The sequence below is a fragment of the Micromonospora noduli genome (genome assembly GCF_003264365.1).
Lineage (GTDB): Bacteria > Actinomycetota > Actinomycetes > Mycobacteriales > Micromonosporaceae > Micromonospora > Micromonospora noduli.
This window is the reverse complement of sequence record NZ_PYAK01000041.1, coordinates 1-17278: the sequence shown is the minus strand read 5'-3', so window position 1 is coordinate 17278 and position 17278 is coordinate 1. Positions and strand designations below refer to the sequence as shown.

17 protein-coding genes, 1 pseudogene and 1 riboswitch are annotated in these 17278 nt (G+C 71.8%); of the genes and pseudogenes, 11 read left to right on the top strand and 7 right to left on the bottom strand.

Annotated features, from left to right (window positions below; all coding sequences use genetic code 11):
- Positions 1–50: 50 nt before the first annotated feature.
- A complete protein-coding gene (locus GUI43_RS24450; protein ID WP_112585495.1) occupies positions 51–680 on the top strand; it encodes a hypothetical protein in 630 nt (209 codons plus the stop codon).
- 199 nt (positions 681–879) lie between these two features.
- Positions 880–1251 (top strand): hypothetical protein, encoded by a 372-nt coding sequence (locus GUI43_RS24445; RefSeq protein WP_091401355.1) that lies wholly within the window; start codon positions 880–882, stop codon positions 1249–1251.
- Positions 1252–1287: 36 nt separating this feature from the next.
- On the opposite strand, the gene GUI43_RS24440 is transcribed toward GUI43_RS24445, so the two are convergent.
- A complete protein-coding gene (locus GUI43_RS24440; RefSeq protein ID WP_112585493.1) occupies positions 1288–2193 on the bottom strand; it encodes a DUF72 domain-containing protein in 906 nt (301 codons plus the stop codon).
- Between the two features lie 134 nt (positions 2194–2327).
- Between GUI43_RS24440 and GUI43_RS24435 the strand changes: the two genes are divergently transcribed.
- Positions 2328–2831, top strand: a complete 504-nt coding sequence (locus tag GUI43_RS24435) for a DinB family protein (protein WP_112585492.1) — start codon at positions 2328–2330, stop codon at positions 2829–2831.
- Between the two features lie 43 nt (positions 2832–2874).
- Here the strand turns inward: GUI43_RS24435 and GUI43_RS24430 are convergent, their stop codons facing one another.
- Both GUI43_RS24430 and GUI43_RS24425 read right to left on the bottom strand, forming a co-directional pair.
- Positions 2875–4932, bottom strand: coding sequence for an amylo-alpha-1,6-glucosidase (locus GUI43_RS24430; protein WP_112699872.1), 2058 nt, complete (start codon positions 4930–4932; stop codon positions 2875–2877).
- Positions 4929–5336, bottom strand: coding sequence for an SCP2 sterol-binding domain-containing protein (locus GUI43_RS24425; RefSeq protein WP_112585488.1), 408 nt, complete (start codon positions 5334–5336; stop codon positions 4929–4931). The genes GUI43_RS24430 and GUI43_RS24425 overlap by 4 nt, the downstream gene beginning before the upstream one ends.
- Before the next feature lie 161 nt (positions 5337–5497).
- Between GUI43_RS24425 and GUI43_RS24420 the strand changes: the two genes are divergently transcribed.
- Complete coding sequence (locus GUI43_RS24420; protein ID WP_112585486.1) at positions 5498–6544, top strand: NAD(P)-dependent alcohol dehydrogenase; 1047 nt, start codon at positions 5498–5500, stop codon at positions 6542–6544.
- 9 nt (positions 6545–6553) lie between these two features.
- On the opposite strand, the gene GUI43_RS24415 is transcribed toward GUI43_RS24420, so the two are convergent.
- Positions 6554–7063: a mycothiol transferase gene (locus tag GUI43_RS24415; protein ID WP_112585485.1), complete on the bottom strand. Its 510-nt coding sequence runs from the start codon at positions 7061–7063 to the stop codon at positions 6554–6556.
- 78 nt (positions 7064–7141) lie between these two features.
- On the opposite strand from GUI43_RS24415, the gene GUI43_RS24410 reads away from it, so the two are divergent.
- Both GUI43_RS24410 and GUI43_RS33555 read left to right on the top strand, forming a co-directional pair.
- Positions 7142–7657, top strand: coding sequence for a 2'-5' RNA ligase family protein (locus GUI43_RS24410; protein WP_112585483.1), 516 nt, complete (start codon positions 7142–7144; stop codon positions 7655–7657).
- 209 nt (positions 7658–7866) lie between these two features.
- On the top strand, positions 7867–8052 hold the full coding sequence (locus tag GUI43_RS33555; protein WP_091401337.1) for a hypothetical protein: 186 nt from the start codon (positions 7867–7869) through the stop codon (positions 8050–8052).
- Between the two features lie 15 nt (positions 8053–8067).
- Here the strand turns inward: GUI43_RS33555 and corA are convergent, their stop codons facing one another.
- Positions 8068–9198 (bottom strand): magnesium/cobalt transporter CorA, encoded by a 1131-nt coding sequence (gene corA, locus GUI43_RS24405; protein WP_112699871.1) that lies wholly within the window; start codon positions 9196–9198, stop codon positions 8068–8070.
- A 155-nt stretch (positions 9199–9353) separates the two neighbouring features.
- Between corA and GUI43_RS24400 the strand changes: the two genes are divergently transcribed.
- From GUI43_RS24400 to GUI43_RS24385, 5 genes are all read left to right on the top strand, one after another.
- Positions 9354–11312 carry an amino acid transporter gene (locus GUI43_RS24400; protein WP_112601727.1) on the top strand — a complete coding sequence of 653 codons (1959 nt, stop codon included), beginning with the start codon at positions 9354–9356 and terminating at the stop codon, positions 11310–11312.
- 86 nt (positions 11313–11398) lie between these two features.
- A riboswitch (SAM riboswitch) is annotated at positions 11399–11510 on the top strand.
- 32 nt (positions 11511–11542) lie between these two features.
- Positions 11543–11683, top strand: coding sequence for a hypothetical protein (locus tag GUI43_RS33975; RefSeq protein WP_167457726.1), 141 nt, complete (start codon positions 11543–11545; stop codon positions 11681–11683).
- Positions 11684–11783: 100 nt separating this feature from the next.
- Positions 11784–12689 (top strand): ABC transporter substrate-binding protein, encoded by a 906-nt coding sequence (locus GUI43_RS24395; protein WP_112601675.1) that lies wholly within the window; start codon positions 11784–11786, stop codon positions 12687–12689.
- A 39-nt stretch (positions 12690–12728) separates the two neighbouring features.
- Positions 12729–13502, top strand: coding sequence for an amino acid ABC transporter permease (locus GUI43_RS24390; RefSeq protein ID WP_112585477.1), 774 nt, complete (start codon positions 12729–12731; stop codon positions 13500–13502).
- Positions 13499–14242 carry an amino acid ABC transporter ATP-binding protein gene (locus tag GUI43_RS24385; RefSeq protein ID WP_112585475.1) on the top strand — a complete coding sequence of 248 codons (744 nt, stop codon included), beginning with the start codon at positions 13499–13501 and terminating at the stop codon, positions 14240–14242. The genes GUI43_RS24390 and GUI43_RS24385 overlap by 4 nt, the downstream gene beginning before the upstream one ends.
- A gap of 28 nt (positions 14243–14270) precedes the next feature.
- Here the strand turns inward: GUI43_RS24385 and GUI43_RS24380 are convergent, their stop codons facing one another.
- Positions 14271–15845 carry a Na+/H+ antiporter gene (locus GUI43_RS24380; RefSeq protein WP_181518460.1) on the bottom strand — a complete coding sequence of 525 codons (1575 nt, stop codon included), beginning with the start codon at positions 15843–15845 and terminating at the stop codon, positions 14271–14273.
- Between the two features lie 114 nt (positions 15846–15959).
- Positions 15960–17278: pseudogene (locus tag GUI43_RS24375) on the bottom strand (SARP family transcriptional regulator); the annotation flags it as partial.

Below are 17278 nucleotides of genomic sequence, written 5' to 3'. Positions count from 1 at the left end.
GCCCGACCGGCGGGTAAGCCGCACCGCCCGACACGGCGGAAGGGGATCACATGTCCGAACGGCACACCGCACTGCGCTCGATGCACGATCTGGGCCTGGCGGCCTGGTTTGGCGGCTCCCTCATGGGTGCCTTCGGTGTCAACGGCGCAGCGGCGAAAATCAGCGACTCGACCCAGCGACTCCCGGTCGCCTCGGCCGGATGGTCCAAGTGGACCCCGGTCAACGCGGCCGCGATCGGCGCCCACCTGGCCGGCGCCGTCGGCGAGCTGGTGACCGAGAGCCCACGGGTGGCGGCCCAGTCCGGCGTAGGCCGGGCCAGCGCCATCAAGACGGCGTTGACCATCGGCGCGCTGGCGGTCACCGGCTACAGCCGGTTGGTCGGAATGCGGCTGGAGAAGGCCGGCGGGCCGTCGGTGAGCGGCGCCACCGAGCCGAACCACCAGACCCCGGCCAGTGTGGCCTCGTCGCAGCGGCAGATGAAGCTGCTCCAGTGGGCCATTCCGGCTCTGACCGGGACGCTGGTCGTGGTCACCGCGTACATGGGTGAGCAGCAGAAGCCCGGACAGGTGTTCCGCGGGATGCTCGGTCGCACCGGTGGGATAAAGGGCGCCTCGAAGACCATGATCAAGATGGCGGGGATGAGCAACGGCAAGCGGCCGATGGCGATGGCCGGACGCTGAACGTCGGGCCGGTCGTCGTCCCGCCGCCACCTCGACGGCGGGGCGCTGGCCGGCCCTACGCGCGCACCGGAGCGACAACGGATGCCACGTGCGCGGCGGCGTGCCGGCGACATGTCGTGCGCCGCGCTCGGGCGGGCGGTCCGGGCCCGAGGACGGCACATCGTCCGCCGCTGGCGGCGGACCGACGAGCGGGGTGGCCATGACGGCGCACAAGGGACGCAGCGGGGACAACGACCGGCTGGAGCCGGAAGCGACCAAGCCGTGGGGTACCGGCGACGGCTTCGACGCCGACGCGCCCTGGGGCACGGCCGACGACTCACCGATGGACGAGGGCAGCGAGGAGACCGCGGTGCCCGAGGGACGGCGCGGCGAGCGACGCGCGGGTGCTCCGGCGGGCCGGTCGGACCCGGCGGGACGGCACGGCTTCGGCTCGGTCGAGCCGACCCGTACGACGATGGCCGGACCGGGTGCCCCACCCGATCCCGCCCCCAGCGGCCGGAGCTTCCCCGACGACGCGGACATCGGCGAGTCGACCCAGGACGCCCTGCGCAGCCGGGGACGACGGTCCTGAGCGGACCGGCGTCCGGCCGGGCAGCCCGTGCCGCGATCAGCCGGTCGCCGGGACGGCCTGCTCGACGACCATGGTCTCGGCGAGCAGTTGCGCCAGCCGGGTGGCGTCGCGCTGGGCCTGCCCTGCGCAGCAGTTGTTGAACAACACGTGCAGTTCGTCGGGGAGATCGGCGAACTCGGCCAGCCGTCCGGCCCAGTGCCGCAGCTCGTTCTCGGCGTACGCGTACCGGAACTTCTCCTGCTTGTCGCCCTCGCCCCAGGCGTCGCTGTGACCGTGGAACCGGACGATCGCCGGTTCCGCCGTCATGGTCAGGATCGGTGGCACCGACGACGGGTGCCCCTGTGGCATGTCGACGCAGACCAGCGACAGGTCGTGGGCGCGTAGCAGATCCAGAGTGTCCGCCGCCACGTCGTCGTCCAACCAGGAGCCGTGCCGCAGCTCCACAGCGACCCGCCACGGCCGGCAGCGCTGCGCCAGCTCGATGATCCGGCGTTCAGCTGCGGGGCTGCGCACCAGCCACGGCGGGAACTGCAACATCACCACACCGAGCTTGCCGGCCGCCGCGATCGGGTCGAGGGCCGCGCGGAACCGGGCCCACAGCTCGTCGTACGCCGGCTCCGGCAGGTCCCGGCGGCGGATCCGGCTCGGGCCGCTGGCCGGTCGCAGGTCCCGGGGCAGCACGGCGACCGGTGTCGGGTGACCGGTGAAGAGGCTGAACGCCTTGACGTCGAAGGTGAAGTCGTCAGGTGTGGCGTCCACCCAGCCCTGGGTCGTCTCCGGCACCGGGATGGCGTAGTAGGACGTGTCCACCTCGACCATCGGGAACTGGCTGGCGTAGAAGCCCAGCCGACGGGCCGGCGTGCTTGCCGAGCGTGGGTACCACCCGGAGCGCAGCAGCGACTGGTCCGCCCAGGACGACGTGCCCACCTTAATCACACCCATGTCATTCAGTGGACCGCCACGGGCGCGGATCGGCAACCGCTGGCGGTTCTTCGGTCGGAGCTGGTGTCGTGCCCGAAAGTGTCGGTGCCTCGCCCTACGGTGGCACCGGGTGGACATCAACGAAGGGTGGCGGCATGACCAGCACTGAGCAGCTCACCGGTGAGCGCACCGACCTCCTGCAGAGCCTGCGCAGGCACCGCGCTTTCCTCTTGCAGACGGTCGACGGGCTCACCGACGAGCAGGCGGCCAGCCGCCCCACCGTCAGCGGGCTCTGCCTCGGTGGCCTCATCAAGCACGTGTCCGGCGTCGAGCGCCGGTGGATGCTCTTCGCCGTCGACGGCGCGGAGGCGATGGGCCGCGAGGAGATCGACTGGGTCGGTCAGTTCCAGATGTTGCCGGGCGAGACCCTCGCCGGGCTGGTCGAGCGCTTCCAGGCGGTGGCCGCCCAGACCGACGAGTTGGTCGCCACCCTCGACCTGGACGCGGCGCACCCGCTGCCGCAGGCGCCCTGGTTCGAGCCGGGGGCGAGTTGGACGGTCCGCCGGGTGCTGCTGCACCTGATCGCCGAGACGGCCCAGCACGCCGGGCACGCCGACATCCTGCGGGAGTCCATCGACGGCGCCAAGACGATGGGCTGACCCCGACGTCGACCGTCGCCGGGCCGAGCGCTGCCGCACCGCCTCAGCGCAGGCGGCGCCGGCGTTCGGTGCTCCGGTCTCTCGCGTAGGCGTCGGAGTGACCCCAACGGCCCGGGATGTCCAGCAGTTCCAGCCGACCGAACCCCTCCGGCACCGCCGGGTTCACCAGCAGGTTGTCGCCGGTGGGTCGCAGGCCCAGCATGGTGCCGAGCAGCATCAGCAACGCCCCTGACGACCACGCCTGCGGGCGGCAGCTCGTCGTCAACTGGACGGGGTAGGTCGTCAGGTCGCGCTCGTACCCGGCGATCACTCCCGGCGTCGCGCCACCGAGCGTCTGCGCCATGTCGAAGATGCCGTCGGCGATCCGGGCCGCCTGCACGTCGAGGCGGTAGCGGCGCAACCCGGCGGCGATCAGCGCGTTGTCCGACGGCCACACCGCGCCCAGGTGCGTGCCCACCGGGTTGTACGCGCGCTGCCCCGTGGCGAACGTCCGTACTCCCCACCCGCTGAACAGTCGCGGCCCGACCAGGTGCTCGGCGACCGCCTCCGCACGGTCGTCCGCGACGATTCCGCTCCAGAGCAGATGCCCGATGTTGGAGGCCAGCGCGTCGACCGGTTCGCCGTACGGGTCGAGCGCCAACGCGTAGTACTCCCCGTGTGGCAGCCAGAAGTCCCGGTTGAAGCGCTCCTTCAGCGCTGCCGCCTCCCGTTCCAACCGGTCGGCGTACGTGGGGTCGCCCCAGAACTCCCGGGCCAGCCGAGCGCCACGCCGCTTCGCGTCGTACGCGTAGCCCTGCAACTCACAGGTGGCGCGGGGGAAGGCGGGTTGCCGACCGTGGGCGTCGACGATGGCGTCCGGGGAGTCCTTCCAGCACTGGTTGATCGTGCCGTCGCGTTCGTTGCGACGCTGGTAGCGCAGGTAGCCGTCCCCGGTCAGGTCGCCGTACTCGTCGATCCAGTCCAGCGCCATCCGGGCCGGGTGGCGCAGCTCGCGGACCAGGTCCGCGTCACCGGACCAGCGCTCGTACTCGTCGAGCAGTACGACGAAGAGTGGGGTGGTGTCCGCCGCGCCGTAGTACAGCGCGCTCGCCCGGTCGCTGAACGCCCCCGTCTCGCCGTACCGGAGCTGGGCCAGGATCTTGCCGGGCTCCTCGTCCAGCGAGTCGTCGAGTTGGCCGCCCTGCATGAGCGCCAGCATCCGTAGCGTCGCGGGAGCCAGTTCGGGGGTGAAGGCCATCGTCTGGAGGCAGGTGATCAGGGCGTCCCGTCCACACAACCCCATCGCCCACGGCAGACCACCGATCGGCACCCGCTCGCGGTACGACAGCGGCCTGTAGCGCAGCGCCGCCAGGTCCGCGAGGCTGCCCTGGTAGAGCTCCTCCAGGCCCTTGCGTTCGGCCACCAGCTGCGGTGCCCGGTCCAGCCACTGCGCCAGGTCCTCGCGCATCCCCGTCCGCACAATCTGCTGGTGCGACTGGAGGTCGGCGCGGAGATCCCGGCCGTCCTCGCCGCCCATGGTCACGCTGACGTGCAGGTCGGTCTCCCACTTGCCGTCGGGCGCGATCCGGATCCGGAACGTCATCCCCCGCTCGTCCACCTCGGCGGGGACGGTGCTGCGCACTGTGGTCTCCCGGACGAACCGGTCCCGCTGGTAGCGCAGCACGAGTTGCTGGTTCGCCGAGTCGGCGCTGACCTCGACGGCCCGCTGCCGGAGCTGCCCGACCTCGATGATGTCGGTGAAGTCGCTGGCCATCTCCACCCGGACGGTGAACTCGGCGGGCTGCGACGAGTGGTTGAGCACTGTGAGGTTCTCGTGGAAGCAGTCGTGCACCGAGCGGTGCCTGATGATCGACACGTCGGCGTCGACGTAGTGGCTCGCCGCACCGGGGACCAGGAAGAACCGGGTCTCGAAGTAGGTGAGGTCGTCGCGGGAGAGCGCGTTGATCCGTTCACCGTCGATCCTGAGCACCCAGTGGGACAGGAACCGGGTGTCGTAGGCGAAGAGTCCGAGCGGGGCCTGCGGATCGACCTCGATGTCGCCCTGGGCGTCGCTGATCGCGAAGAGATTGCCGGCGATGACGTGCACCAGTTCCTGCTTCACGACCGCTCATTCCGAGCGGTCGTCGCGGCCCGGCCAACCAGCGCGGCCCGGCCCAGCTCGTGCGGGTGACGGGCGCCGTCCGGCCCGGAGAAGATCCGCCGCAGCAGCATCAGCAGTTGCATGTTGCCCTGCACGGTCAGCTCGTTGCGCAACAGGCCCGCGCCGGGGTGCAGCTCACCGCGGGCCATCCGGTCGAAGACCGCCCGGTCGGCCCGCACCACCAGCTCGGCGTCGTCCGCCGAGCGGGTCACCCGGACCCGTTGATCGGCGATGGTCAGGTACCAGTGATCGGTGCTGCCGTCGTCACGGACATCCAGCCGCAGCGTCCCCGCGGTGGTCTCCGGCAGGTCGGGCCGCCGACCGGTGTCCAGCTGTCGCAGGTACTGCTCCGCCGTAGCGCCCATCGGGTCCCCTCCCCACGGTTTCCCGCAGGATCACCCGCGCCGGGGTGAGCCCGGCTCACCCGAAGAGGGTGAGGTGCCAGATCTGCCCTGGCGTCGGCCTGTTTGCTCTGGGACGAGGTGGGCAGGCCAGTGGTTCAGCCGAGACGGACGGGAGCACCGGTATGCGCGCGCTGCGGTTGAAGGAGTGGAAATCGGAGCCGGAGTTGGTCGAGGTTCCCGACCCGACGCCCGGGCCGGGTCAGGTGGTGGTGCGGATCGGCGGTGCCGGCGCCTGCCATTCGGACCTGCACCTGATGGACGAGTTCGAGCCGGGCACGATGCCCTGGAACCCACCCTTCACGCTCGGGCACGAGAACGCCGGCTGGGTGCACGCCCTCGGCGACGGTGTGACCGGGCTTTCCGTCGGGCAACCGGTCGCTGTGTTCGGCGCATGGGGTTGTGGCACCTGCGCCCGTTGTCGGGTCGGAGTCGACCCGTACTGCGAGAACCCGTCCGCTGCGCCGGTACCGAGCGGCGGCGGCGGGCTCGGACTGGACGGCGGAATGGCCGAGTTCGAGCTGGTCCCGGATGCGCGGCACGTCGTGCCTCTTCCGGAGGGTTTGGATCCGGCGGAAGCCGCACCGCTGACCGACGCGGGACTTACCCCGTACCACGCCATCCGACGCTCCTGGCCGAAGCTGCCACCGGGCAGCACGGCCGTGATGATCGGGGTCGGCGGGCTGGGGCATGTGGGTGTGCAGATCCTCAAGGCCACCACCGCCGCGCGGGTGATCGCCGTGGACACCCGAGCCGAGGCGCTGCGGTTGGCCGAGGAGTGCGGCGCCGACCGCACCGTGACGTCCGGACCGGCCGCCGCCGAGGAGATCCGGGACGCCACCGGAGGGCGGGGCGCCGATGTGGTGCTGGATTTCGTTGGCACGGACACCACCCTGGCGCTCGGCGTGGCGGCGGCCCGCACCGTGGGCGACCTGACCATCGTGGGGATCGGCGGCGGCACCCTGGGGGTGTCGTTCTTCTCCGTGCCGTACGAGGTGAGTATCGCGACCACCTACTGGGGCAGCCGCCCCGAGCTGGTGGAGGTACTCGACCTGGGTGCCCGGGGCCTGGTCCGCCCGAAGACCACAACCTTCGCACTGGGAGGCGCCCTGGACGCGTACCGCCAGATGCGCGACGGGACCCTGGAGGGCCGGGCGGTGATCGTGCCGTGAGACCGGCGTTCAGTCGGCCTGGATGAGGCCGCGGACGAAGGCGGCCTGGCCCACGTGTTGCAGGTCGTCGTCGACGATGCTGACCAACCGGACTCCGAGGGTGACCGGCGGATCCCACCCCTCGTCGACCACGCGGTCCAGGTCCGCCGGTCCCAGGCCGGCCAGCAAGCTTCCGGTACGCGCCGCGACCGCCTGGTAGTAGTCGATCAGCGCCTGCGCGCTCTCCGGCCGCACGGCAGCGACCTGAGCGGGCGAGTGCCCGTAGCCGGTGTTGTCGGGGTCGGCGGCGAGCCCGAACCGACCCGCCCAGTCGCCGCTCACCCAGATCTGCTCGGCGTCGAGCAGGTCGGCGACGTGGTGGTCCTGCACCCGGGTGAGGTGCCAGACCAGCCAGCCGACCGAGTTGGCGCCCGGCCCGGGCTGCCGGCGCAGTTGCTCGGGGCTGAGGCCGTCGACGGCCGCGCGGACGAGGTCGGGCAGCCGGTCGTACGCCTCGGTCAGCAGGTCACTCACGTCCACGGGTACGCCTTCCTGGTCGGTTTCCGAACAGGTACCGCCGGACCAGGGCGCGCAAACCTCGGCGGCTACGGTGATCGAATGGTCGCCGCGGTGGAGTTGTACCTGGACCCGGACGCCACCCGCCGGATCCGGGTGCTCTGGGACGCGCTGGAGGCCGAGGGGGTGCAGAGCATGCGCTCGCTGCTGGAGCAGCGCCATCGTCCGCACGTCTCGCTCATGGTGGCGCCCCGTTTTGACCCGGAGCAGGTCGCCGAGGCGCTACAGGGGACGGTGGTGGCCGCCCCGCTGCGGCTCGACTTCCAGCACGCCGGCCAGTTCGTCGGTCGGGTGCTCTGGCTCGGCCCGGCGCCCACGCCGGAGTTGCTGGCGCACCACCGGCTGGTGCACGACCGGCTCGCCGCCGCCGGCATCGCCCTCGCCGAGCACTACCAGCCGGGGCGGTGGGTGCCGCACTGCACGCTCTCCATGCGGGTGCCGAACACGCTGATGGCCGCCGCGGTGCGCCGCTGCCTGGAGGTGTTGCCGCTGGCCGCGACAGTGGTCGGCGCGGCGCTCACCGATCACGCACGCGGCATCGCCCACCCGCTGCCTTGACCGCGCCTCGACCGTCGAGGCGTAATGTCCGGTTTGGCGGGCGACAGTCGGAAACCCGAAAACAAGCGGTGCGGATGCGGCCGGGCGTGGGAAGGTTCGAGTGGCTGTCGTACCGGTGGTGGGCTGCTCACAGGCGGTCCGCCCATCCGGTGTGGCGCGGGGTCACCCCGCGCCGCCCACGGCGGCTTCGACGAGGAGAGGCAGGGCCCATGCAGGCTCAGCGCAGGCCACCGCGCACGGAGCGGAGCCAGACCCGGGACGACCGGACCGGCGGCGGAATGACCGGGGCGGCCACGCCACTGACGATCTGGGCGGCCGCCGTACTGCTCGGCCGCATCGGTGCCGGCGACGACGACGTCGAGGACGAACGGCACATCCTGCGCGGCATCGAGTGATCCCGGCCGCGCGGCTCAGAGCCAGCCGCGACGCTTGAAGATCACATAGAGGGTGCCGCAGACCAGCAGCATCAACAGCAGCGCGAAGAGGTAGCCGAAGCGCCAGTTCAGCTCGGGCATGTGGACGAAGTTCATGCCGTACACGGTGCCGATGAGCGTGGGAGCGAAGAGGATCGCCGCCCAGGAGGAGACCTTCTTCAGCTCCTCGTTCTGGCTGTAGCTGGCCGCGGTGAGGCTGCGCATCTCCTCGTTCTGCTGCTGCGAGACGAGGGTGGCGTTGACGGTGAGGATGTTCTGCAACAGGTGCCGGAAACTGTCCACCCGCTCCACCACCTGGGTCAGGTGGTCGATCACGTCGCGCAGGTAGCGGCGTAGCTCCTCGTCCGCGCTGGCGCTGCCGGCGCCGTCGGCCAGCGCGTCGAGCACGCTGAGCAGCGGGCGGGCGGCCCGCTGGAACTGGATGACCTCGCGGCTGAGCCCGTAGATGCGGCGGCTGGCGTTCGGGTCGCCACCGAACACCTGGGTCTCGATCTCGTCGATGTCGTTCTCCAGTCCGGCCACCACCGGCGCGTACCCGTCGACGACCTGGTCGAGGATCGCGTACAGGACCGCCTCCGGCCCCCGGGCGAGCATCTGCGCCTCGGTCTCCAGCCGCCGACGCACCGCGGCCAGGTCGGGCGCCTCGCCGTGTCGGACGGTGACCACGAAGCCCGGCCCGATGAACAGGTGCAGCTCGGAGAACTCGACCTCCTCCCGGAGGTCGTTGTAGCGGGCGGCGCGCAGCACCACGAACAGGGTGTGCCCGTACCGCTCCAGCTTGGGCCGCTGGTGGGCGTTGATCGCGTCCTCGACCGCCAGGTCGTGCAGCCGAAACTCCCGGGCCAGCGAGGTGATCTGCTCGATGTCGGGCCGGTACAACCCGATCCAGGCCATCGCGCCGTCCTGCTCCTGGAGGCAGCGGTACGTCTCGGCGAGGCCGGACGGCGAGGCGAACCGGTGCCCCCGGATGTAGACCGCGCTGTCCACCAGGCCGCCGTGGGACGCGGCGGGCGACTCCGTGGACGGCGCCACACCGACCCTCGTCTCGTACTCGTCGAGTTGGCGGCCGAAGCCACCACCCGGGCGGAAGCGACGGCCGCCGACCATGCCCTGTCCCCTCCCCCGGTGCCGTCCCATCCAGCCCGGGGCGCTGCTTCCCCCCTGTCCTGGGCCCTGAAACCCGCCGTGGCGTCGGCTGGGTTCCGCGCACCGGCGGACGGGGGCGGCCCGTCGGGCGGATACTCACGGTGACCGTGGGCGGGATGACGGGGGACGCGCCGGTGACTGTCGACAGACGCGGCGGCCGGTTGCGGGGGTGGCTGCTCGACGCCGGCTCGGACCAGGCCGTGCAGCACCCGGGGCCGCACGGGCGGCCGCCGGAGCACCGGCACCACCCGTGGTGGAAGGTGATGTGCCTGACCGGGGTCGACTACTTCTCCACGTTGGGTTACCAGCCCGGCATCGCGGCGCTGGCCGCCGGGGCGCTCTCACCGGTGGCGACCCTGGTGCTGGTGCTGGTGACCCTGCTGGGGGCGTTGCCGGTCTACCGGCGGGTGGCGGTGGAGAGCCCGCACGGTGAGGGTTCCATCGCGATGCTGGTACGCCTGCTGAGCTACTGGCCGGGCAAGTTGCTGGTGCTGGTGCTGCTCGGTTTCGCGGCCACCGACTTCATCATCACCATCACCCTCTCGGCCGCCGACGCGACGGCGCACATCGACGAGAACCCGTTCTGGCCGAGCGGGCTCAAGGGTCACGAGGTGCTGGTCACGCTGCTGCTGGTGTCGCTGCTGGGCGCGGTGTTCCTCAAGGGATTCACCGAGGCCATCGGGATCGCCGTCGTCCTCGTCGCGGTCTACCTGACGCTGAACGCGGTGGTGGTGGCCGACGCGCTGTGGCGGGTGGCGACGCACCCGAGCGCGGTCGGCGACTGGACCACCATGCTGACCACCGGGCACGGCGATCCGTGGCTGGTGGTCGGGCTGTCGCTGTTGGTCTTTCCGAAGCTGGCGTTGGGCCTGTCCGGCTTCGAGACCGGGGTGGCGGTCATGCCGAGCGTACGGGGTGACCCGCAGGACTCGGAGGCACGACCGCTGGGCCGGATCCGTGGCGCCCGCCGGCTGCTCACCACCGCAGCGGTGATCATGAGCGTCTTCCTGATCACCAGCAGCGTGACGACCACCGTGCTCATTCCGCCGGAGGCCTTCCAGCCGGGCGGGCCGGCGAACGGGCGCGCGCTGGCCTACCTGGCACACGCCCACCTCGGCGAGGTGTTCGGCACCGTCTACGACCTGTCCACCATCGGAATCCTCTGGTTCGCCGGGGCATCGGCGATGGCTGGTCTGCTCAACCTCGTGCCGCGCTACCTGCCCCGCTACGGCATGGCGCCGACCTGGGCCCGAGCCGTCCGGCCGCTGGTGCTGGTCTTCACCGCCGTGGCGTTCCTGATCACGATCGTTTTCGAGGCCAGCGTGGACGCGCAGGGTGGCGCGTACGCCACCGGGGTCCTGGTGTTGATCACCTCGGCCGCGACAGCGGTGACGCTCGCGGCGCAGCGGCAGCGTCAGCGCGGTCGCACCATCGCGTTCGGAGTCATCGCGGTGATCTTCGTCTACACCACAGTGGCGAACGTGGTGGAGCGCCCGAGCGGCGTCAAGATCGCGGCCTGTTTCATCGGCGGGATCATCCTGGTGTCGGTGCTGTCCCGGCTGATGCGGGCCTACGAGCTGCGCGTCGACCATGTCGAACTGGACCACGCCGCGGCCCGGATGATCGACGAACGCGCCGGACGACGGATCCGCCTCATCGCACACGAACCCGACCGCCGCGACGAGGCGGAGTACCGCGCCAAGCTGGCCCAGACCATGGCGGACAACGACTTCCCCAACGACGGCGACGTCATCTTCGTCGAGGTCACTGTCACCGACCCCTCCGACTTCGAGACGGAGCTGCTGGTCCGGGGCAGCGTGGCCGACGACCGCTTCCCGGTGCTCAGCCTGGCCAGCTCGTCGGTGCCCACCGCGCTCGCCGCTCTGTTGCTGGAGATCCGCGACCGCAGCCGTCGGCGCCCCCACATCTACTTCGAGTGGTCCGAGGGCGGCCCAACCCGCAACTTCCTGCGCTACCTGGCGTTCGGACAGGGCGCCATCGCCTCGGTGACCCGGGAGATCCTGCGCCGCCAGGAGCCCGACCCGCACCGTCGACCGCACGTGCACGCCGGCTGACCTGCGAGTCGACGGTCCGTCGCGCACAGTGAGCGTGGTCATAACGACTGGACGATCCACCCGTTCCTGCTGCTAGCCTCGGCGCAGGTCATGAGCGCCAGCGCGAAGCCCCGGCTCGCTGGCCGGCAACCCTCCTCCGCGGTGGGGTGCCCCGGGTGAAGACCAGGCACCGGCAGGACGTCGGTGCAAGCGTGGCCTGGCACCCAGGTCAGCACAGACCCGGGAGAACCATGCGCATCCTCAGCACCACCCCACCGACCGACGTCGCGGACTCCCGCACCGGTCGACCCTCGCCCGCACTGATCCGGCGACGGCACGTGGACATGATGCGAATGTGCAGCGCCGCCTGTCGTCGCGGCACCGCGCTCTAGCACCCCCTTCCCGAGCTCCTTTCCCACCGGTACGCCCATCGGGCGCACCGTCGGTGGCGCACGTCCGTGCGCGCCGAGACACCACCCTTCGGAGACACCCGTGCGATTCCTTCCTGCCCTGACCCGCGCCGCCGCCCTGGGCGCGGCCACGATCCTGGCCGCCACCGCCCTCACCGCCTGCGGCGACGACAGCTCGTCCGACGCCACCGCCAACCCGTACGGCCTGGCCCAGGCCGGCGTGCTGCGCGCCGGAACGCTGACCGACGCCCCGCCGAACGTGTACCTCAAGGACGGCAAGTTCACCGGCTTCGACAACGACCTGCTGACCGCCGTGGCCGGCAAGCTCGGTCTCACTGTCGAGTTCGTCGGCACCGACTTCTCCGCGCTGCTCAGCCAGGTCAACAACCGCAAGTTCGACGTGGGCAGTTCCTCGATCACCATCACCGAGGCCCGCAGGAAGACCGTCGACTTCGGCAACGGCTACGACTTCGGCTACTTCGGCCTGGACGTCCCGGCCGGCTCGCCGATCACCGGCTTCGACCAGCTCGCCGGCAAGCGGGTCGTGGTGGTGCAGGGCACCGTCCAGGACGACTACGCCACCGGCAAGCAGCTCAACCCGGTGCGGGTGCCCGACTACAACGGCGCGATCAACCAGCTCAAGGCGGGCACCGCCGACGCCTGGATCGCCCCGGCGGAGATCGGCGAGAAGTCGGCCACCGACAGCAACGGCAAGATCACCGTGGCGGCCAAGCAGCTCAGCCCGGCACCTACCGCGTACGCCGTGGCCAAGGGGAACGACAAGCTGCGCGAGGCGCTGAACAAGGGCCTCGACGAGGTCATCGCCGATGGCACCTGGAGCCGGTTGCAGGCGCAGTACTACCCGGGCCGGCCGATCCCGGCGGACTTCACACCGGGCAGCGGCACTGTGAAGGCCCCGTCCGCGTCGACCGCGCCGTCGGCGTCCGCTACGGCCGTGCCGTCGGCGTCCGCGTCGACCGCGTCCTGAGCCGGTGACGAGCGAGCAGGGCGGGAGGAGGAGCCACCGATGGATCCGTTGAGCACCCTGTGGGAGACCTTCTTCGACTGGGACGCGATGCGCGAGGCGCTGCCCGAGATGCTGACCGTCGGGTTGCCCAACACGCTGATCCTGGCGGTCTCCGCCGCCCTGCTCGGCTCGGTGCTGGGCCTGCTGCTGGCCGTCGCCGGGATTTCCCGCAGCCGCTGGCTGCGCTGGCCGGCGCGGGTCTACACCGACGTGTTCCGGGGGCTGCCGGCCGCGGCGACGATCCTGCTGATCGGCGTCGGGCTGGCCCCGCTGGGCATGCAGGTCTGGGGGCCGGATCCCTACCCGTTGGGCATCCTGGCGCTGTCGCTCATCGCCGCCGCGTACATCGGAGAGATCTTCCGCTCGGGCATCCAGTCGGTGGAGGCCGCCCAGTTGGAGGGCGCCCGGGCGCTCGGCTTCTCCTGGGCCGACGCGATGCGGCTGGTGATCATTCCGCAGGGCATCCGGCGGGTGCTGCCGGCCTGGGTGAACCAGCTCATCGCACTGATCAAGGACTCCAGCCTGGTCTACTTCCTCGGCCTGGTGGCCAGCCAGCGGGAGCTGTTCCGGATCGGGCAGGACTACGCGGCCACCACCGGCAACGAGTCGGCGCTGCTGCTGGCGGGGCTCTGCTACCTGGCGTTGACGGTCCCGCTGACGCACGTCGTGAACTGGATCGACCGGCGGCTGCGCAACGGCCGGCCGGCCACCGCGTCGACCGAAGAGGACGACGACATCGCGTCGTACGCCGCGACGGAAGGAGATCGGCGATGACCACCGCCACGACGACCTCGGTCAGCCTCGACGTACGCGACGTGCACCTCGCCTTCGGACCGAACCGGGTGCTGCGCGGCGTCGACCTCTCGGTGCCGCGAGGCGCGACGGCCTGCGTCATCGGGCCGTCCGGGTCGGGCAAGTCCACACTGCTGCGCACCATCAACCGGCTGATCGAACCGGACCGGGGCGACGTGCTGCTGGACGGGCGCAGCGTGCTGGGCGACGACCCGGACGCGCTGCGGCAGCGGGTGGGCATGGTGTTCCAGCAGTTCAACCTCTTTCCGCACATGAGCGTGCTGCGCAACGTCACGCTGGCGCTGCGGCGGCTGCGCAAGCTCGGTGCGGACGAGGCGGAGACCGTCGCCCGGGCCCAGTTGGAGCTGGTGGGGCTGGCCGGCAAGGCGAACTCCCGGCCGGCGCAGCTCTCCGGTGGTCAACAGCAGCGGGTGGCGATCGCCCGCGCGCTGGCGCTGCGGCCCGAGGTGATGCTCTTCGACGAGGCCACCTCGGCGCTCGACCCGGAGTTGGTCAAGGGCGTCCTCGGGGTGATGGCCGACCTGTCCGCCGCCGGCATGACCATGGTGGTGGTGACCCACGAGATGGGCTTCGCCCGGCAGGTCGCCGACACCGTCGCCTTCATGGACCGGGGCGTGGTGCTGGAGGCCGGCCCACCCGAGGCGATCTTCGAGCGGGCCGAGCATCCGCGGCTTCGCCGTTTCCTCGACCAGGTGCTCTGAGCCGCGCGGCCCGACGGGTTGCCGGCGGTCACTCGTTGGGCCCGCGCCCCAGCAGCCGGATCTCCTCGTTGTCCAGCGCGGACTGAAGTTCCTGGAGCACCAGGTCGTCGATCTCCCGGTTGTCGCGCAGCCGGGTGACCTCCCGCCTCTTGTGGGCGAGAACGCCGAGGCGCAGTCGGCGTTCCAGGCGGCGCTCCTCGGCGGTGCTCCCACCGCTCTCGTCGAGGTCCTCCAGATGCCGCCGGTACTCGGCTTCCAGCCGACGCACCGATTCATTCTGGGCACCGATCTCCGCGGCGACCTGGGGAAGAGCGGCCAGGCCCACCTCGGTGGCCCGCCGCCGGGCGTTGCGGGCCTCGTCGACGCGTTCCGGGTCGCCGCTCAGCCCGGCCCAGCGCACGACCAACGGCAGGGTGGTGCCCTGAAGCAGCATGATCAGCACGATCACCAGCGCGGTGACGAAGATGATCAGATCCCGTTCGACCACCGGTTGACCGTCGACCATCACCGTCGGGACGGCCAGGGCGGCGGCCAGCGAGACCGCGCCCCGGAAACCGGACCAGCCCGCGACGGTCCCCACCCGCCAGGCGGACGGCCCCTGGCTCGGGTCCGTTATCCGCCGGCGCCGCAGCCGCGCCGACTGCGCGGTCAGGTAGACGAAGAGCAGGCGGGTGCCGATCACGACCAGGGTGACCACCAGCACGATCAGCAGCGCCCGCTCGGGCGAGGTGCTGGTGATGCTCCGCACCGAGCGGGGAATCTGCGTGCCGAGCAGGACGAACAACCCGCCGTTGATCAGAAACGTGGAGAGGTCCCAGAACGCGTACGCCAGCACCCGGGACCGGGCGCGGATCACCCGTGGGCCGGCGTAGGCCAGCACCAGGCCGGCGACCACCACCGCCAGCACACCGCTGGCGTGCACCGCGTCGGCGAGCAGGAAGGCGCCGAACGGGGTCAGCACGCTGAGCGCGCCCTCGCGCAACGGATCGTCGAGCCGCTTGCGGATCAGCACCACGGCGGCCCCCACCAGCAGACCGGCGACCACGCCCCCGACGCTGGCGCCGACGAACTCCTCACCGATGCCCAGCACGCCCGGCCTGGCGCTGTGGCTGAGCAGACCCACTGCCACCGCGAAGACCACCAGCGCGGTGCCGTCGTTGATCAGGCTCTCCGCGTGCAGGGTGGTGAGCAGCTTACGGGGCAACCGCTTGGCCAGGCCGGTGACCGCGGCGGCGTCGGTCGGCGCGAGGACCGCGCCGAGCACCCAGGCGGCAGCGGGGTTCACCCCGAACGCCTGCGCGGCGAACGACACAGTGACCATGGTGAGCACCACCAGCACCACGGCGAGCAACCCGATCACCGGCAGGTTGGCCCGGATCTCCCGCAGGCTGATGGTGAGGCTCTCCCGGTACAGGATCGCCGGCAGGAAGATCAGCAGGACCAGATCGGGTTCCAGGGTGACCTCGGACAGCGGCGGCGTGAGCCCGAGCAGCACGCCCAACGCGATGAGCAGGACCGGCGGGGCGACCCGGTACCGACCGCCGAGGGTGGTGCCGACGAGGACGGTGACGCCGAGCACCACGATCAGGATGAGCGCCTCCACGCGTACACCCCCTCGGACCACGGCCGACGGTGGACGCGCCGGTGGTTCCATCTGACCGCACCGGCCGGTGGGTTCCGGCGGAAACCGGCAAGTCGCGGTGCCCGCGGGCGAGGGTCAGGCGGTGGCGCGGGCGCGCGCTGTCACCGCACGGGCCGTACGACGGTGTTCGGCCGCCTCCTCGTGCCGGCCCATCGCGGCGGCCAGGTCGGCGAGGTGCCCGGCCACCGGGCCGACGGTGAGCACCCCACTGCCGGCGGCCAGCTCGTCGACGGCCGGCAGCAGCTCGGCGTGGACCCGCGTCATCGTCGCCCGGTCGTCGAGGGCGCGCGCCGCCCGACCGACGAGGCAGAGCCGCACCTCACGCAGCAGATCGTGCGGCCCCTCGGGAAGCGCCCGCAGGGCGGCCGCGGCGGCGTCCCGGTCGTCGGCGGCGAGCAGCAGCAACGGCCGGACCCACGGTTCGTGCGGCCCCCAGTCCAGGTCCGCCCAGTCGGCAGCGCCGAGCCCCGTGGTCGGCCGGTCGGCAGCGCCGAGCCCGATGGTCGGCCGGTCGGCGCCGATGGTGTCGGCCAACCGCAGGCCGAGCAGGGCCAGCGGGAGCAACCCCTGGGTCAGCCCCGGCATGCTGTCGGCGCTCACCCGGTCGGCCGCCGAGCGGTACGCCTGCGCCGCCGCGTCCGACTCGCCGTCAAGGGCCAGGCGCAGTGCGGCGTACCACCGGGTGAAGACACCGACCAACGGCAGCTCGTACCGTTCGGCGAGGCGGTCGGCGGCGCGGGCGTGCGCGTCGGCGGCGGGCCGGTCCGCCAGCGCGCAGTTGGCCTGGACCAGGACGAGGTGGCCGAGCACCTCGAAGGTCACCAGGTGGTGCCGGGCGGCCAACTCGACCAGTTCCACGCCGATCCGGGCCCGCGCGTCGGCAAGACCGACGCGGTGGAAGGCGTGCATGAAGCGGGCGTTGAGCGCGAAGGCCAACAGCCCGGGGTCGCCGATGTCGCGGGCGGTCGTCTCGGCCTCGACGGCGGCGCGGCGGCCACGATCGGTGGTGGTGCCGCGCAGCTCCAACGCGAGGGTGCTCAGCAGCCGACTGCGCTGCGCCGAGCCGATCGGGCCGAGCGCGGTCAGGGCGTGTTCGGCGGCTCGGACGATGTGCCCGGAGAGCAGGTCGTCGTCGTTGCGCGTCCAACTGGCGGGCACGTCGAAGCCAGCCAGGGCCTCCTGGATCAGCAGGGGGTCTCCGGTGGACTCGGCGACGGTGATCGCCTCGGCACGCCGTAGCCGCGCCTCGGCCAGCCGGCCCGTCACGGCCAGCGCCCGCCCCAGGCCGAGCAGCGCGGTCACCCGCCCACGCGGCTCGACCCCGCCGGCGCGGCCGTACGCGTCGATCGCCTGGCCCCACAGGCGGGCCGCCTCGTGGGGGTTGCCGCCCCGTT

Excerpts from the sequence above, each read along its gene's own strand:
- GUI43_RS24390 (WP_112585477.1), top strand. The coding sequence starts at position 12,729 with ATGGATCCGTTGAGCACCCTGTGGGAGACCTTCTTCGACTGGGACGCG.
- GUI43_RS24385 (WP_112585475.1), top strand. The coding sequence starts at position 13,499 with ATGACCACCGCCACGACGACCTCGGTCAGCCTCGACGTACGCGACGTG.
- GUI43_RS24425 (WP_112585488.1), bottom strand. The coding sequence starts at position 5,336 with ATGGGCGCTACGGCGGAGCAGTACCTGCGACAGCTGGACACCGGTCGG.
- GUI43_RS24400 (WP_112601727.1), top strand. The coding sequence starts at position 9,354 with ATGACGGGGGACGCGCCGGTGACTGTCGACAGACGCGGCGGCCGGTTG.
- GUI43_RS24420 (WP_112585486.1), top strand. The coding sequence starts at position 5,498 with ATGCGCGCGCTGCGGTTGAAGGAGTGGAAATCGGAGCCGGAGTTGGTC.
- GUI43_RS24435 (WP_112585492.1), top strand. The coding sequence starts at position 2,328 with ATGACCAGCACTGAGCAGCTCACCGGTGAGCGCACCGACCTCCTGCAG.
- GUI43_RS24440 (WP_112585493.1), bottom strand. The coding sequence starts at position 2,193 with ATGGGTGTGATTAAGGTGGGCACGTCGTCCTGGGCGGACCAGTCGCTG.
- GUI43_RS24445 (WP_091401355.1), top strand. The coding sequence starts at position 880 with ATGACGGCGCACAAGGGACGCAGCGGGGACAACGACCGGCTGGAGCCG.
- GUI43_RS24410 (WP_112585483.1), top strand. The coding sequence starts at position 7,142 with ATGGTCGCCGCGGTGGAGTTGTACCTGGACCCGGACGCCACCCGCCGG.
- GUI43_RS33975 (WP_167457726.1), top strand. The coding sequence starts at position 11,543 with ATGCGCATCCTCAGCACCACCCCACCGACCGACGTCGCGGACTCCCGC.
- GUI43_RS33555 (WP_091401337.1), top strand. The coding sequence starts at position 7,867 with ATGCAGGCTCAGCGCAGGCCACCGCGCACGGAGCGGAGCCAGACCCGG.
- corA (WP_112699871.1), bottom strand. The coding sequence starts at position 9,198 with ATGGTCGGCGGCCGTCGCTTCCGCCCGGGTGGTGGCTTCGGCCGCCAA.
- GUI43_RS24450 (WP_112585495.1), top strand. The coding sequence starts at position 51 with ATGTCCGAACGGCACACCGCACTGCGCTCGATGCACGATCTGGGCCTG.